Origin of the sequence: Facivitalis istanbulensis, assembly GCF_040560405.1 — a bacterium.
Classification (GTDB): domain Bacteria; phylum Pseudomonadota; class Alphaproteobacteria; order Sphingomonadales; family Sphingomonadaceae; genus Sphingomonas; species Sphingomonas istanbulensis.
Window position 1 is genome coordinate 36,339 of sequence record NZ_JAVSCQ010000009.1, and the last position, 14,410, is coordinate 50,748.

Genomic DNA, 14,410 nt, shown 5'->3' on the forward strand with positions numbered 1-14,410 from the left:
GGCGCGGGGCTGTCGCACCGGTGGCTGGAACCGTAATGGGAGGCGCCGCCGCCATCGGCCCCATTCTGATCGCGACCGATCGCGGTATCGCGATCCTGTGCATCCTGCTCTTCTTCGGCCTTGCCGCGCTTGCCGCCCGCTGGGGGGCAACGAGGTTCGCCGGCGTGGCGACCAGCATCGTTCTCGCGGGGATCGTCACGGCGCGGATCGGCTATGTCGCCCGGCACGCGACGATCTATGCCGACGCGCCATGGTCGATGCTGGCGCTCTGGCAGGGTGGGTTTTCACCGCTGGCCGGTGTCGCGGGAGCCGCATCAATGCTGCTGATCCGCCTTGGTCGTGGCAGGGACGCGCTGTTCGGGCTGGGCGCGCTGGCGATCCCGACAATGCTGTGGTTCGGCGTGCAAACCATTCTTCCGACGGCGGACCATGGTCGGTTTCCCGATCATGTGACGCTGGCCGATGCCGCCGGTAAGCCGATGGCGCTCGACCGGTTTCGTGGCCGCCCCTTCGTCGTCAACCTCTGGGCGACATGGTGCGGCCCGTGCCGACGCGAGTTGCCGATGCTCGACGCGGTCGCCGGAACAAGCGACGTCCCGATCATCCTGGCCGACCAGGGCGAGGCACCCGGGACGGTCGCCGCATTCCTGCGCGCCGAAGGCATCGCGCCGCAACACGTCGCCCTCGACATCGATCGCCAGTTGAGCGGCGCCTTCACCGTCGGCGGATATCCCGCGACCATCTTCATTGCGGCCGACGGCACGATCGTACAAACCCGGATCGGCGAGATGTCTCGCGCCGCGCTCGCCGACGGGATCGACATGGCAAGGAAACACCGATGAACCGTCGAAATCTTCTGATCCGCAGCACGCTGGCCGCGCTGGCCTTCACGCTCTCGTTCACCCCGGCCCTTGCGGAACGACAGCCCGATCTGTCGCGCAAGGCCGTGACCGACGATCCCGTCGCGCCGAAGCGCGGCACCCCGGGCTATGACGTCACGATCGTCGAGTTCTTCGACTATAATTGCCCCTATTGCCGCCGCATGGACCCGGTCCTGAACAGCCTTCTGGCATCGGACAGGAAGGTCCGGCTGGTGTATCGGGACTGGCCGATCTTCGGCCCCGCCTCGCGAGAGGCGGCGCGCGCGGCGATCGCCAGCCAGTGGCAGGGGCGCCATACGGCGTTCCACGCGGCATTGCTGTCCTCGCCGGCGCGGCTCGACAGCGCCGGGATCCGGGCTGCGGCCGCGCGCGCCAAGGTCGACTGGCCGCGCCTGCAACACGACCTGACGCTCCATGGCGCCGAGATCGACGCGCTGCTCGCGCGCACCAACGCGATCGCCGAGGCGGTCGGCTTCCACGGGACGCCGGCCCTGATCGTCGGATCACAACTCGTGGCGGGCGCGGTCGATCTGCCGTCGCTGCGGCGGATCGTCGCGACGGCGCGCGCCCGGCCAGAAGCACGCTGACCCATGCAGAAGGATGAAGGCATGAAGGAGTATCAACATCGTGGCATGACGGTCGCGTCGCTCCACGACGAACCGACCGGCAGCTTCCAATATGTCGTCGTCGATGACGCCACGAAGGCGGCCGCGATCATCGACCCGGTTCTCGATTTCGACCGCCGGGCCGGCGCGACATCGACCCGCAATGCCGACCTGATCCTCGCTTATGTCGCGCAAAAGGGGCTGGGCGTGGAATGGGTGCTCGATACCCACCCGCATGCCGATCACTTCTCGGCGGCCCCTTATCTGGCGGCGAAGACGGGCGCGCGGACCGCGATCGGTGCGAAGGTCGTCGAGGTCCAGGCGCTGTGGCGGGACATTTACTGCCTGCCCGATCTTCCCACCGACGGCAGCCAGTGGGATCGGCTGTTCGCCGATGGCGACACGTTCCGCATCGGCTCGCTCGACGCGCGCGTCATGCTGTCGCCGGGGCATACGCTCGCGTCGATCACCTACGTCGTCGGCGATGCGGCGTTCGTCCACGATACGCTGATGGTGCCCGACAGCGGCACCAGCCGGGCGGATTTCCCGGGCGGCGATTCGCATGTGCTGTGGCGATCGATCCGGGCGATCCTCGACCTGTCGCCCGACACCATGACCTATGTCGGCCATGATTATGGCAAGGACGGCCGCCCGGTCATCGGCCATGCCACCGTCGCGGAGCACCGCCGCGCCAACATCCATGTGCGCGACGGCATCGGCGAGGAAGAATTCGTCACCACCCGCGACAAGCGCGATGCGACGCTCCCCCTGCCCGACCTGATGCTCGCCGCGCTTCAGGTCAATATCCGTGGCGGGCGGCTGCCCGACGCGGAACCGTGCGGCACGGCGTTTCTCAAGCTGCCGCTCAACCGCTTCACCGCCATCGGATAGGCGCGCCGCCGCCACCGGGGACGATGGGCCGGCCCTGCCCATCGTCCCCGGCGACCCGTCCGAAACCGCGCCTGTCGCCAAATCGCAACGCCGTCGTAACAAACTTGACCCTCTAGTCGGCCAGTTGCCCCGCGCATGGCCAACACGGACGAGATCGGCTCAAAGACCGCGAAACTGGCACCGGGCCGAAGCCGGTGGGCGAGGTTGCTCGACCAGATCGGTCGCAGCACGCGGCGGGCCGATGCCGAGGATCTGTTGCAGGACGCCTATTGCTCGCTCCTGAGCCGCGCCTCGCTGCCCGACAACCAGGAGGCGTTCCTGGTTCGCGCCGCGGTGAACAAGGGGCGGGACGCATGGCGGCGCGAACGGGTGCGGGGCGCGGACGGCAGCGAGGAGGCTTTCGCCGACCTGGCGGACGGCTCCCCTCCGCAGGACGAGGTTCTCATCATGCGCCAACGACTCGCCCGCGTCCGTGAAGGGGTCGCCCGGCTCACGCCCCGGACACGGGAGGTTTTTCTGCTTCAACGCGTCGAAGGGTGCAGCTATCGAGAGATTGCCGAACGCCTTGCCATCAGCCAGAGCGCGGTGGAAAAGCACATGGCCAGAGCGATGACGCATCTGGCAGAATGGACAGAAACCTGGTGAACGCCGCCGAAAGCAGGGCCGCGCAATGGATCGCCCGCCTGCATGCCGAAGATCGCTCGCCGGCGGATGAAGCGGCCCTGCGCGCATGGCTCGAAGAGGATGAGCGCCACGCCGCCGCGTTCGAGCGCGTCACCATGGTGTGGGACATGGTTCCGGGCAGCTGCACGGCGCAGCCCGTCCGACGCCGCCCAGCGCTGACGCGGCGCGGGATGCTGATGGGGATCGGTGCCGTGACCGCGACCGGCGCGAGCGCGCTTGTCGGCGTTTCCGCCGCGTTCGCGGGCACGCGCTACGAGACGGGGATCGGCGAGCGGCGCACCATACGCCTGCGCGACGGATCGCAACTGCTGCTCGATGCGGCGAGCCGCGTCACGGCCGACGCCTGGCCGAGATACCGCAAATTGTGGCTAGAAGAAGGGCGGGTGCGGCTATCGATCGTGCCGGGGACGGTGCCGTTCGAGGTCGAGGCCGGGGGGGAACGGATCATCGCCTCGCCGGGCCGCCTCGACCTGCGGCGCGATGCGGGGTCCGCCCTGTCCGTCACCAGCATCGCCGGCCGGGTCAGCGTGATCACGGACAGCGGCACGCGGCACCTGACGCCGGGTGAAAGGCTTCGCGCCAGCCCCGGCGGCATGGCGCTCGACCGCCCCGACACCGCGCAGACCGAGGCCTGGATCGACGGCCACTGTGTCTTCAACGACGACACCATCGCGCAGATCGTCCAAGAGGCCAACCGCTATGCCTCCCCGCCGCTCGCGGTCGCGGATCGACAGACCGCCGCCATGCGGGTGAGCGGCGTCTATCGGCTGGGCGACAATGCCGAGCTCGCCCGGGCGCTGGCCTCGCTGCTCGGCCTGGACGTGCGGGCCGACGGAGAGACGATCCTGCTCGGTCGGAAAAAATATCTCGCCGAAGGGGTGGGGTGATCGGCGGCTGATGCGTCGGAAGGGTGCGGCCCCGGTGGCCGCCATCTTTCTGGGGGGATCGAATTCGTGGCCAGCCGTTACCGTCCAAGCCTGTATCATACGCTCCTGCTGGGTGCCGCCCTCGGTGCCTGCATCGCCTCGCCCGCCACGGCGCAGGATCGGCCCGCCGCCATCGACGTCGCGGCCCAGCCGCTTGCCGCCGCGCTGAAGAAGGTCGCGCGCCAGTCGAGCGTCAACATCCTGTTCGCGCCCGAGACGGTGCGCGGCATGACCGGGACGGCGCTGACCGGACGCCTGAGCGCGCGGAGCGCCGTGGAGCGCCTGATCGCGGGGCATCCGCTGCGCGTCCGGCAGGAGCCGAACGGCACGCTCATGATCGTCGCCGCGACGCCGCGCGGGACCGTCACCGGGGCACTGACCGATGCCGCGCCGACGACCGACGCCACCGAGGTCGCAAAGGCCGGCGGCAATGACGACATCGTCGTCACCGGCTATTCGAGCAGCCTGTCGCACGCGCTGGAGGAGAAGCGCAAAGCCTCCAACGTCGCCGACGTGGTGCGCGCCGACGATATCGGCAAATTCCCCGCGCAGAACATCGCGGAAGCGTTGCAGCGCGTGCCCGGGGTCTCGATCGTGCGCGACCGGGGTGAGGGCGTATTCGTCCGGGTGCGCGGGCTGGGCGCGAATTTCCAGGTGGTGACGCTGAATGGCCGCTCCGTCGCGGTGAACGAGAATGTGCGCGACAGTGGCCAGAGCGGCCGCCAGTTCCGCTTCGACACGCTGCCGTCCGAACTGGTATCGGCGGTCGAGGTCGTGAAGAGCCCGCGCGCCGACCTGGACGAAGGCGGCATCGGTGGCATCGTCAACCTTCGCACCTTTCGCCCGTTCGACCTGAAGGAACCGCTGCTCAACCTGTCGGCCAATGTCAGCGCCCCGCTGCTCGCCCACAAGGCCAATCCGCGCCTGTCCGGGCTGGCGAACTGGGTGAACGACTCGGGCACGTTCGGCGCGCTGTTCGGCGCCGTATATGACGAGCGGACCACGCGTCAGGATCGCATCACGGGCGTCGGCTGGGCCGACGGGCGGATCGACGCGAATGGCGACGGCACGCTCGATTCCAGCACCATCCTGGTGCCCACCAGCGCCCGCCCGACGCTGGAGCGCGAGGATCGCCAGCGGATCGGCCTGAACGGCGCGATCCAGTGGAAGCCGGACGACCGGTTCGAGCTGAACGTCGACGCGCTGTGGAGCCGGCTGAACATCCATTATGACGAACTGACCTATTCGGCCGATTTCTCGAACACCTCCGCCGGCAAGATGGTGCCCGGCACCGCCGTCGTAACGAACGGCGTGCTGACCGCCGGCACCGTCCAGACCTCCACCCAGATCGGTCGCGAAACCTCGAATCTGCGCTATTCCAACTGGCTGATCGGCACCAACGGGCGCTGGCATGCCGATGGCTGGACGGTCAGCACCGACATCAGCATCGGCCGCGCGGTGTCCAACACGCCAAGCCCGATCTACCGCTATCGCCTGCTCGGCCCGGTCGGCAATGTCGCGTTCGACTTCGGCAAGGTTGGTGGCCGCCTGCCGACGCTGCAATTCCAGTCGGCGGACCTGTCGCAACCGGGCACGCTGCCGGGCCGGCGGATCGAGTATCGCGTCAACGATTCGATCGACAATGAGCGCGCGGCCAAATTCGACGTCGTGCGCGACCTGGACGGGATCGTCACCGCGCTGCGGGCGGGGGTCAAGGCAGAGAAGCGCGACCGCGACTATAACCGCCGCGACATCAACTTCACGGGCGGGATCGCGGGTCAGCGGTTCGATGCCGGATTCTTCGATCCCTTCCCCGTCAGCGGCTTTCTGAAGGGCGTGGACGGCGACCTGCCGCGCAGCTGGCTGATGCCCAATGGCGGTGCCTTTCTCGGCGCGGCGACCGGCGTGGACTCGCTGCTGGCGGGACCGCTGACGCGCGGCGACCGGCGCAACAGCTATGATATCGCGGAGCGCATCCTCTCCGGCTATGCGATGGCGAACTTCACGGTGCCGCTGGGCGGCATCACGCTGCGCGGCGATGTCGGCGTGCGCTTCGCCTCGACGCGCCAGACCTCGTCGGGCTATGCCGACAATGGCCGCATCGCCGTGCCGGTCAGCTACCGGCGGGACTATGACAACTGGCTGCCGTCGCTGAACTTGGTCGGCGAGCTGACCGACCGGCTGCAACTGCGCTTCGCCGCGTCCAAGGTCATCACCCGCCCCTCGCTGGCCGACCTCGCGCCGCGGCTGACGATCAATTCCAACCCGACCGTGCTGACGGCGGTCGGCGGCAACCCGCAACTCGCCCCGTTCCAGGCGTGGCAATATGACGGCACCGCGGAATGGTATTTCGCCCCCGGCAGCGCGCTGATCGGCGCGGTCTTCTACAAGGACATCACGACTTTCGTCTTCCAGCAGACGCGCGACTTCGTGCTGGACGGCGCGAATTACCGGCTCACCGCGCCCCAGAACGGGGGCGATGCGTATGTCGGCGGGTTCGAGATCGCCTATCAGCAGCTCTTCCGGTCCCTGCCCGCGCCCTTTGACGGCCTGGGCACCCAGATCAATTATACGCATACCAGCAGCAAGGGCACCTATGCCGCGGCGGGCGGCGGCACGATGCGCGACGCGCTGGTCGATGTCGCCCGCGACACGTTCAATGTCACCGCCTTTTACGAAAAGGGGCCGTTCGGCGCGCGGACGAGCTATAGCTGGCGCGGCAAGGTGCTGCGCGATGTCGGTGGCGCGGGGCTGGCCGCCAACAACGACAGCCCGTTCGGAAGCCTGGATTTCGACATGTCCTATGCGGTGCGCCCCAATGTCACGCTGGTGGTGCAGGGCATCAACCTGGCCGGCGGGCGGCAGTGGCAATATGTCCGCGACGATCGCTTCGCGGGCTATACCGATTATGGCACGACGCTGATCGCTGGCGTCAGGGCGCGATTCTGATGGCGATCCGACTGCGACGATGGCTCGCGGTCGGCGCGGCCCTCTGGTCGGGGGCTGCGTCCGCCCAGCCCGTCGAGCATCTCGAACGGGTGGTCATCGTGATGCGGCATGGCGTGCGCAGCGCCATGTCCAGCCCGGAGGAACTGGGCGAATACAGCGCCCGGCCATGGCCCCGCTTCGCGGTGCCCGCCGGTCATCTCACCGACGATGGCGCGCGCGCCGTGACGTTGCTGGGCGACTGGTATCGCCGCCATTACCGCGCGGTCGGCCTGCTCGCGGACGGGGATTGCGCGGTCTATTACTGGGCCAACCACACCCAGCGGACGGAAGCGACGGCGACGGCTCTGGCCAGGGGGCTGACGCCGAACTGTCCCGCCACTATCCACCAGTCGCCCGCTGCGCCCGATCCGCTGTTCGATGCGCCGATGACGCCGCTTGCGCGCCTGGACCCGGCGCGTCGGCTGGCGGCGATCTCGGGCCGGATCGGCGGCGATCTCGCGGGATGGGACCGGCGGCAACAGCCGGGACTGGATCGCTTCGAGGCGATCCTGCTCCAGTGCGAACGCGTGCCCTGCACGCCCGCCGAGCGACGTCGGCCCAGACGGCGTCTGGCCGACACGCCGATCCGCATGGCGCTCGATTCGGATGGCGACGTGACGCTGACCTCGCCCGCGCTTCAGGTCGCCGGGATCGCGGAAAGCCTGTTGATGGCCTATGCCGACGGCCTCGCCTTCAAGGGCTGGCGCGGCATCGATGCGAAAAGCATCGAAGCGGCGATGACGGTGCACGGGGCGGGCATCGACCTGCGCACCCGCACGCAGGAGGTGGGTCGGCAGGCCAGTGGCTATCTCGCCACGCGAATCCTGGCGACGTTGCAGTCGGGCAACGGGCGCGGCGTGGCGGCCGAACCCATCGGCGGGACCGAGAAGATCGTCGTGCTGAGCGGGCATGACGGCACGGTGACGATGCTCGCCGGTCTGCTGGGGCTGGAATGGCAGGTGCCGGGCTATGCGGCGGGACAGGCCGCACCCGGCGGCGGGCTGGTGTTCGAACGCTGGCGCCGCGCATCGGGCGAGGCGATCGTCCGGGTCCGCTACATCGCGCAGGGCCTCGACCAGCTCCGGGCGTTGACGCCCCTCACCGGCGACGCCGTGCCGGGGAACGCGGCGGTCTTCGTGCCGGGATGCAGCGAAGCCGACATGGCCTGCCCGCTGGAGGATTTCGGACGGCGCGTGATGGAGGCGCAGCGCTGACGCTTCCGCCCGTCGCCATCGGCCGGTTCCCGGGGTGCGAGCGGCGCCCCGGGGCGGCAGGGCTTTACTGGCGACCGGCGGTGACGCCACCATCCACGGGCAGGATCGTACCGGTGATCCACGATGCCTGATCGGACGCGAGGAACAGGATGGCGTCGGCGACATCGCCCGGCTGACCATTGCGCCCCAGCGGGTGGAAGCTGTTGAAGCCGGGCAGCGTCGCCTTCACTTCGTCCTCGCTCATGAAGCTGTTGTAGATCGGCGTTTCGACCACCGCCGGCGCGACCGCGTTGACGCGGATCCGGTGCGGGGCCAGCTCAATCGCCAGGTTGCGCACCATCGCGTGCACGCCCGCATTGGCCGCCGAATAGGCCGCCGACGGGGTCGCGCCGATCGCCTGGATCGCCCAGAGCGACCCGGTCTGTACGATCGAGCCGCCCTTGTCCTTCATCGCCTTGGCCGCTGCCTGCGCGGTGAAGAACTTGCCCTTCAGGATCGTGTCGAGATACCAGTCATAATCCTGCTCGGTCAGTTCCAGGAACGGCTTGGGGCTGAACACACCGGCATTGTTGACCAATATGTCGAGGGTGCCGAAACGCGTGACGGCCATGTCGACCAGCGCCGCCCCAGTCGCCGGATCGCCGATGTCGCCGGCCAGCACGACCAGCCTTTCCCCCGTCGGATCGATCTCCTGCGCCGCCGCGTCCAGCTTCGCCTTGTCACGACCGTTGATCGCGACGCGGGCGCCTTCGGCCACGAAGCGCCGTGCGGTTTCCTTGCCGATGCCCGAACCGCCGCCGGTGATCGCCACAACCTTGCCGTCGAACCGAGTCATATCGCATCCTTATCTATCAATAGGTAGTCACCTTGATAAGGCGTTGCCCCGATGTGCCGCAACCCCTATTTTCCGATAGATAGATATTGAGCGACGGTGGGGGACGGGCGTGAACGAGACGGCAGAGGCGATCATGGACGCCGCGGAGCGGCGGATTCGCGCCGGCGGTTATGGCGGCTTCAGCTTTCGGGATCTGGCCGCCGATGTGGGCGTGAAGAGCGCCAGCGTGCATTATCATTTCCCGACCAAGGACATGCTCGTGGCGGCGGTGGCGCGGCGCTATAACGACCGGGTCGTCGCGGCCGTCGAGCAGGAGATCGCAACGGGCGCCGACGCGGTCGAGGCATGGCGCAAGGTCTTCCGCGACGCGCTGGCCAAGGGCGCGCATATGTGCCTGTGCGGATCGCTTGGCGCCACGGCGGGCGACCTGGCGCCGGACGTCGCCACCGAAGTCCGCCGGTTCTTCGATCTTGGCGTCGACAGCCTGATGGCCGGCGGCTTGCCGCGCGCGCGCGCGATGCAGGCGCTGGCGCTGCTGGAAGGTGCTATTCTGATGGCCAGCGTTCAGGGCGATAGCGCGATATTCGATGCCGCGACTGCCGTCCTGGCCGATCCCGCCATGCGTCCGGGCGCGGCGATCGCGCCGTCATGACAGACCGAAGGCGCGGAGGTCATCCCTAGGGAATTGGCCGCGATCGATCGCCCCTGCCCTGGTGAAGCGTGGAGTGTCAGGCGACCATCCCGCGAACAGCGCCCAGCGGATCGTCACTGCCAGCCGCCACCCAGCGCCAGGAACAGCCGGACCTGATCGGCCGCCAGCCGCGCCTTGGACTGGGCGACGGCGCGATCGGCCGTGACCATGGCGCGCTGTGCGTCGAGACGCGGCAGGAAGCCGGTCCGCCCACGACGATACAGCATGTCCGCATCCCGCGCCGCGCGCGCCGTCTGGCGCTGCGCCTCGGTCAGCGCGGCATGCGCGTCCAGATCGCGGGCATAGACGGACAGCGCGCTTTCGACCTCGCGCAGCGCGGTCAGGACGGTACCGTCGAAGCGCGCATAGGCGGCATCGGCCTGTGCCTGGGCGTCGGCGATCGAGGCGCGCACCCGGGTCCGGTTGGGAAACTGCCAGGAGATCAACGGGCCGAGCGAGAATTTCAGCGTGTCACCGGCCAGCGCGTGGCTGTCGAGCCCGGTCGAGCCCACCGCGCCGCCCAGATTGACCTGCGGATAGAGATTGGCCGTCGCCACGCCGATCCGCGCGGTCGCCGCCCGCAAGGCCCATTCCGCGCCGCGCACGTCCGGCCGCCGCCGCAACAGCGCCGCGCCGTCGCCAACCGGGATCGGGCGCATCACGCGCGGCACGTCACGACAGGTCGCGACGCTGCGATCGAACGCGGCCGGGGGATGGCCCGTCAGCGTGGCGAGGCGATAGAGCGCGACTTGCCGGGCGGCGATCATGCCGGGGATCGTCGCCTTCACCTGCGACTCCTGCGCGCGCGACCGCGTCAGCTCCGTGGTGATGCCGCGGCCGGCGCGGATCATCCGCGCGGTCAACGCCGCTTCGCGCTGCTGCACCGCCAGCGCACGCTCGGCGACCTCCAGATCCTCGCCCGCCGCGCAGGCCTCGACATAGGCGCTGACGATGTCCGCCGCGACGGTGACGCGGACATTGTCCTGCGCCGCGCGGGTCGCGGCCAGATCCGCCCCCGCCGCCTCGACCGCGCGCCGCACCTGCCCGAACAGGTCGAGCTGATAGGACACGCTCACCCCGCCCGAATACAGCAGAAAGGGTGGGAAATTGGCATTGGGCATCAACTCGCCCTCGGGCGAGGGCCGCGCCGCGCCCAGCGAGGTCTGCACGTCGGTCTGGACATGGCGACCGTCATTGGCCCGGTCGAGCCCGGCGCGCGCCCGCGCGATATTGGCGGCGGCGACGCGCAGGTCGGTATTGTTGCGCATCCCGTCCTCGATCAGCGCGTCGAGGCGCGGATCGTCATAGAGCTTCCACCAGTGATCGGGCACCGGGCCGGGATCGAACGCCGCTTCATTGGCCCCGACGAAGCTGCCCGTCGCCGAAGGGCGCGCGACCACCGCCGCATCGGGCCGGTGATAGTCCGGGCCGACGGTCGTACACCCCGCCAGCAACAGCGTCGCGAGCAGCGCGGAACGGACACGTCGGGTCATCGCGACGCCCGCGCGGCCTGAGGCTGTGCCGATGGCGCAGCCTGGACGGGTGCGGTCTGAGCGGGCGCGGGCGCCACGGGCGGCGGCAGCACTTCGACGGTCGCGGTACGCCCGGCGATCAGCGCCATGCCGCGCGGCACCCGGTCGATCGCGATCCGCACCGGAATACGCTGGGCCAGCCGGACCCAGGTGAAGGTCGGATTGACGTCGGCCAGCATATTGGCCCCGGCCCGCCGTTCCCGATCCTCGATCCCGCCCGCGATGCTGGCGACATGGCCATAGATATAGCGGTCCTCGCCCATCAGCCGGGCCCGCACCCGGTCGCCGACCCGCACGCGCGGCAGCTTCGTCTCCTCGAAATAGGCGGTAATGCGCAGCGAGGTCCGGTCGACGATCGCCAGCACGGCATGTCCGGCAACGGCATAGTCGCCGGGCCTAAGATCGAAGTTGCTGACCATGCCGTCGACCGACGACCGCACCGTGGAGCGTTCTAGGTCGAGCCGCGCCGAATCCAGCGCCACCCGCGCCTCGGCCACCGCGCTTTCCAGCCGTTCGAGCTTGTCGAGCGACTGTTCGCGCTGCTCGGCGGCGACCAGTTCGCCCAGCACGCGGTCGCGGGCTAGTTCACGCCGGGCCTGTGCGGCCTGCGTCTCCTGCGCCGCCAGCGCGGCCTTCGCCCGCGCCACAGCCAGCATGAACCGTTTCTGGTCGATTTCGAACAGCGGCGTCCCCACCGAGACCTGCTGGTTGTCCTTGACGAACACGCGCGAGATCGGGCCGGCGACATCGGGCGCGATCTGCACGATATCGGCCTGTACCCGGCCGTCGCGGGTCCAGGGATCCTCTTCGTATCGCAGCCACAGGGCGTGGCACAGCGCCACCGCCAGAAGGACCAGCGCGAGGGTGACGATGACGCGAAGGATGAGAAGCCGGTTCATAGGGGCCAATGTGCGAGGGAGGAAGGCGACAGACCAGTCATGACGCTCGCGATGACACCCCAGATGATGGCAGTCATGGCGATGTCGAACAGGCCTCGGTGCCAGACGAAACGATAGAGCCCGGCGCGCCCGATCAGCCATGCGAGGCCCTCCGACAGCGGAAAGGCGATCAGCGCGGCGATCAGCAGCGGGTGGACGAAGACCCCGGCAATGTCGATCTCGCCGGTCATGACGCGGCCACCGGCTTGCGCCACGCCGGTGCGTCAGCGAAGAAGTTGCGGCGCAAGCCCGTCAGGACGGCGAGCAGGCTTTGCCGCAGCGCGGCACCATCAAGGGTCATGGCCAGCAGGATTGCCGAGTCCAGGTCGCGACGCAACATTTCGTCCGGCGCACGGTCGGGTTGGCGGATGCGGGCCAGATAATGCCCGGCAATGTCATCGCGCAGGCGCAGCAGGTCCAGTCCCGCGACATCATATCGGGCCCGCCCGATCCGCTCCAGTTCCATCACATTCATGCCCACGCGCAATTCGCCCAGCACCGCCAGCGCCTGCCCGCGATCCTCCTCGCCCGCGCCGTTGAGCCGTGAGGCGACCAGCCCGGCGCGGTCGAGCATCCGGCTGCGCCACGCCGCCGCCTCGCGATCGTTGGTGCCGCGCGACAGCCGCGCCAGATCGCGCCACCCCGCCTTGCGGATGCGATGGATCGCGGTCCCCGCCGTGATCGACCGCAGCAACCGGGTTGCCGCGATCGCCATGACCACCGCCACCAGCAATCCGACGACGCCGTTGAGAAAGCGGGACGCGTCGAAGCTGAACCGATTGTCCAGCGACAGGCTGCCCGGAACGGTCAGGACCAGGGGCATCATCCGGCCGTTCCAGCGCGGCACGGTCATCAACGCGCCGATCACCAGCAGCATGGGGGCCATCGCCAGGGCAAAGGTCACGAAATCGTGATTCTGGGGCAGGACGACGAACAGATATGCCGCCGCGAGCGGCACGCCGACGATCGTCCAGATCAGGAAGCTTTGCTGCGCTGGCACGGGATCATCCATCGCCGCGAAAACGCAGCAGATGATCGCCACCATCGTCGCCGCGCCCGCCCCGTCCGGCCAGGCCGTAAGGATCCAGAACAAACAACAGACAAAAGTCGCGACCATCGCCGCCAGCCCCGACGACAGCGCCAGTCCGTAATCGCGGTGCAGCGGGCGCGTCACCCGCTCCTTCAACAGCGGCGCGAGCGCCTTGGCCGCCACGGGATCGGGCGCGATCATCTGCGCCGCAAGCCGATGAGTCGCCCGCCACACCGCGAGCAGTTCGCGCAGCCGCGCCAGCAGGCTGATCCGCAACAGGCTGGCCCAGTGGTCGCCCGGCTCCTGCTCCTGGATCACCCTGCACCGTTCAGCGAGCACCTCCTGCGCGTCCTCCTCGGGCCGGGCGATCCAGCCGCGGATATCGGCCAGCAGCACCCGCGCCGGATCGGTCAGCGCCTCCTTCTCGATCAGGCTGCGCCGCCGATCCTCGATCGCCGAAATCAGCGGCAACAGCGACACCATGCGGTCCTGCAACGCCGCCAGCATGGCGCGGGTCGGGCGCAGCGTCCCGGTATCGAACGGCACATGCGTCGCCAGCCCATGCAGTTCCGACAGATCGATGACGAGCCGTTCCCGCTCGCGGTCGAGCCGGGGGACGTCCTCCTCCGCGATGCTGTCGACCATCCAGGCGCGCATGTCCGCCATCATCGCATTGACCCGCCGGGCCAGGACGCCGGTGACGCTGCTGGGAAAGACCACCGCATGCACGACCGCGGCGCACAGCACGCCGATGCCGATCTCCTGCGTTCGTGCGATCGCGATGGTGAACACGGCCTCGGGCGTGGCGACCGACGAGAAACCGATGATCGCCGCCGTATAACCACTCAGCATGAACAGATAGGAGCGCGGGGTCCGATCCAGCAACGATACGAACAGGCACCCACCGACCCATGCCGCCAGCAACAGCGACAACAGGGTCGGCATCGTCACGAAGGTCGGTACCAGCGCCACCGCGATGACGGCGCCGACCACGGTGCCGACCAGCCGGTATACCGCCTTCGACCGGACCGCGCCGCTCAGCGGCTGGCTGGTGATATAGACAGTGGTGACCGCCCAGAACGGCCGTTCCAGATTGATGCTGAATGCAAGGAACAGCGCCAGCATCGCCGCAACATAGCTGTTGACGGAGAAGATCGCCGCGCGGGCATATTGACTCCAGTTCATCGCGGGAGCC

General features: G+C 68.8%; 13 protein-coding genes. 8 read left to right on the plus strand and 5 right to left on the minus strand.

Annotation, left to right across the window (positions count from 1 at the left end; all coding sequences use genetic code 11):
• Window positions 1-35 precede the first annotated feature (35 nt).
• The 7 genes from RN629_RS07765 (at window position 36) to RN629_RS07795 (ending at window position 8,189) form a co-directional block, all read left to right on the plus strand.
• Complete coding sequence (locus RN629_RS07765) at window positions 36-842, plus strand: redoxin domain-containing protein (protein WP_407034700.1); 807 nt, start codon at window positions 36-38, stop codon at window positions 840-842.
• The gene (locus RN629_RS07770; protein WP_407034701.1) at window positions 839-1,468 is read left to right on the plus strand and encodes a DsbA family protein; all 630 of its coding nucleotides are present in this window, start codon (window positions 839-841) and stop codon (window positions 1,466-1,468) included. The genes RN629_RS07765 and RN629_RS07770 overlap by 4 nt, the downstream gene beginning before the upstream one ends.
• Window positions 1,469-1,489: 21 nt before the next feature.
• On the plus strand, window positions 1,490-2,377 hold the full coding sequence (locus RN629_RS07775; protein ID WP_407034702.1) for an MBL fold metallo-hydrolase: 888 nt from the start codon (window positions 1,490-1,492) through the stop codon (window positions 2,375-2,377).
• Window positions 2,378-2,512: 135 nt separating this feature from the next.
• A complete protein-coding gene (locus tag RN629_RS07780; protein WP_407034703.1) occupies window positions 2,513-3,022 on the plus strand; it encodes an RNA polymerase sigma factor in 510 nt (169 codons plus the stop codon).
• Window positions 3,019-3,948 (plus strand): FecR family protein, encoded by a 930-nt coding sequence (locus RN629_RS07785; protein WP_407034704.1) that lies wholly within the window; start codon window positions 3,019-3,021, stop codon window positions 3,946-3,948. The genes RN629_RS07780 and RN629_RS07785 overlap by 4 nt, the downstream gene beginning before the upstream one ends.
• Before the next feature lie 66 nt (window positions 3,949-4,014).
• Window positions 4,015-6,936 carry a TonB-dependent receptor gene (locus tag RN629_RS07790; protein ID WP_407034705.1) on the plus strand — a complete coding sequence of 974 codons (2,922 nt, stop codon included), beginning with the start codon at window positions 4,015-4,017 and terminating at the stop codon, window positions 6,934-6,936.
• Window positions 6,936-8,189, plus strand: coding sequence for a histidine-type phosphatase (locus tag RN629_RS07795; RefSeq protein WP_407034706.1), 1,254 nt, complete (start codon window positions 6,936-6,938; stop codon window positions 8,187-8,189). Before RN629_RS07790 ends, RN629_RS07795 begins: the two co-directional genes overlap by 1 nt.
• Before the next feature lie 64 nt (window positions 8,190-8,253).
• On the opposite strand, the gene RN629_RS07800 is transcribed toward RN629_RS07795, so the two are convergent.
• A complete protein-coding gene (locus tag RN629_RS07800; protein WP_407034707.1) occupies window positions 8,254-9,024 on the minus strand; it encodes an SDR family NAD(P)-dependent oxidoreductase in 771 nt (256 codons plus the stop codon).
• Between the two features lie 109 nt (window positions 9,025-9,133).
• Here RN629_RS07800 and RN629_RS07805 point away from each other — a divergent pair, with 109 nt between their 5' ends.
• The gene (locus RN629_RS07805; protein ID WP_407034708.1) at window positions 9,134-9,676 is read left to right on the plus strand and encodes a TetR/AcrR family transcriptional regulator; all 543 of its coding nucleotides are present in this window, start codon (window positions 9,134-9,136) and stop codon (window positions 9,674-9,676) included.
• A gap of 113 nt (window positions 9,677-9,789) precedes the next feature.
• Here the strand turns inward: RN629_RS07805 and RN629_RS07810 are convergent, their stop codons facing one another.
• The 4 genes from RN629_RS07810 to RN629_RS07825 are packed head-to-tail and all read right to left on the minus strand — an operon-like array spanning window position 9,790 to window position 14,400.
• Entirely contained in the window at window positions 9,790-11,208 is a 1,419-nt protein-coding gene (locus tag RN629_RS07810; RefSeq protein ID WP_407034709.1) for an efflux transporter outer membrane subunit, read from the minus strand.
• On the minus strand, window positions 11,205-12,146 hold the full coding sequence (locus RN629_RS07815) for an efflux RND transporter periplasmic adaptor subunit (RefSeq protein WP_407034710.1): 942 nt from the start codon (window positions 12,144-12,146) through the stop codon (window positions 11,205-11,207). Before RN629_RS07815 ends, RN629_RS07810 begins: the two co-directional genes overlap by 4 nt.
• The gene (locus RN629_RS07820; RefSeq protein ID WP_407034711.1) at window positions 12,143-12,376 is read right to left on the minus strand and encodes a DUF1656 domain-containing protein; all 234 of its coding nucleotides are present in this window, start codon (window positions 12,374-12,376) and stop codon (window positions 12,143-12,145) included. The genes RN629_RS07815 and RN629_RS07820 overlap by 4 nt, the downstream gene beginning before the upstream one ends.
• Window positions 12,373-14,400: an FUSC family protein gene (locus tag RN629_RS07825; RefSeq protein WP_407034712.1), complete on the minus strand. Its 2,028-nt coding sequence runs from the start codon at window positions 14,398-14,400 to the stop codon at window positions 12,373-12,375. Before RN629_RS07825 ends, RN629_RS07820 begins: the two co-directional genes overlap by 4 nt.
• Window positions 14,401-14,410: the final 10 nt, after the last annotated feature.

What these genes read in the sequence shown, in the direction of transcription:
- RN629_RS07765 (WP_407034700.1), top strand. Translation starts at nt 36, where the DNA reads ATGGGAGGCGCCGCCGCCATCGGCCCCATTCTGATCGCGACCGATCGC.
- RN629_RS07770 (WP_407034701.1), top strand. Translation starts at nt 839, where the DNA reads ATGAACCGTCGAAATCTTCTGATCCGCAGCACGCTGGCCGCGCTGGCC.
- RN629_RS07775 (WP_407034702.1), top strand. Translation starts at nt 1,490, where the DNA reads ATGAAGGAGTATCAACATCGTGGCATGACGGTCGCGTCGCTCCACGAC.
- RN629_RS07780 (WP_407034703.1), top strand. Translation starts at nt 2,513, where the DNA reads ATGGCCAACACGGACGAGATCGGCTCAAAGACCGCGAAACTGGCACCG.
- RN629_RS07795 (WP_407034706.1), top strand. Translation starts at nt 6,936, where the DNA reads ATGGCGATCCGACTGCGACGATGGCTCGCGGTCGGCGCGGCCCTCTGG.
- RN629_RS07800 (WP_407034707.1), bottom strand. Translation starts at nt 9,024, where the DNA reads ATGACTCGGTTCGACGGCAAGGTTGTGGCGATCACCGGCGGCGGTTCG.
- RN629_RS07810 (WP_407034709.1), bottom strand. Translation starts at nt 11,208, where the DNA reads ATGACCCGACGTGTCCGTTCCGCGCTGCTCGCGACGCTGTTGCTGGCG.
- RN629_RS07815 (WP_407034710.1), bottom strand. Translation starts at nt 12,146, where the DNA reads ATGAACCGGCTTCTCATCCTTCGCGTCATCGTCACCCTCGCGCTGGTC.
- RN629_RS07820 (WP_407034711.1), bottom strand. Translation starts at nt 12,376, where the DNA reads ATGACCGGCGAGATCGACATTGCCGGGGTCTTCGTCCACCCGCTGCTG.
- RN629_RS07825 (WP_407034712.1), bottom strand. Translation starts at nt 14,400, where the DNA reads ATGAACTGGAGTCAATATGCCCGCGCGGCGATCTTCTCCGTCAACAGC.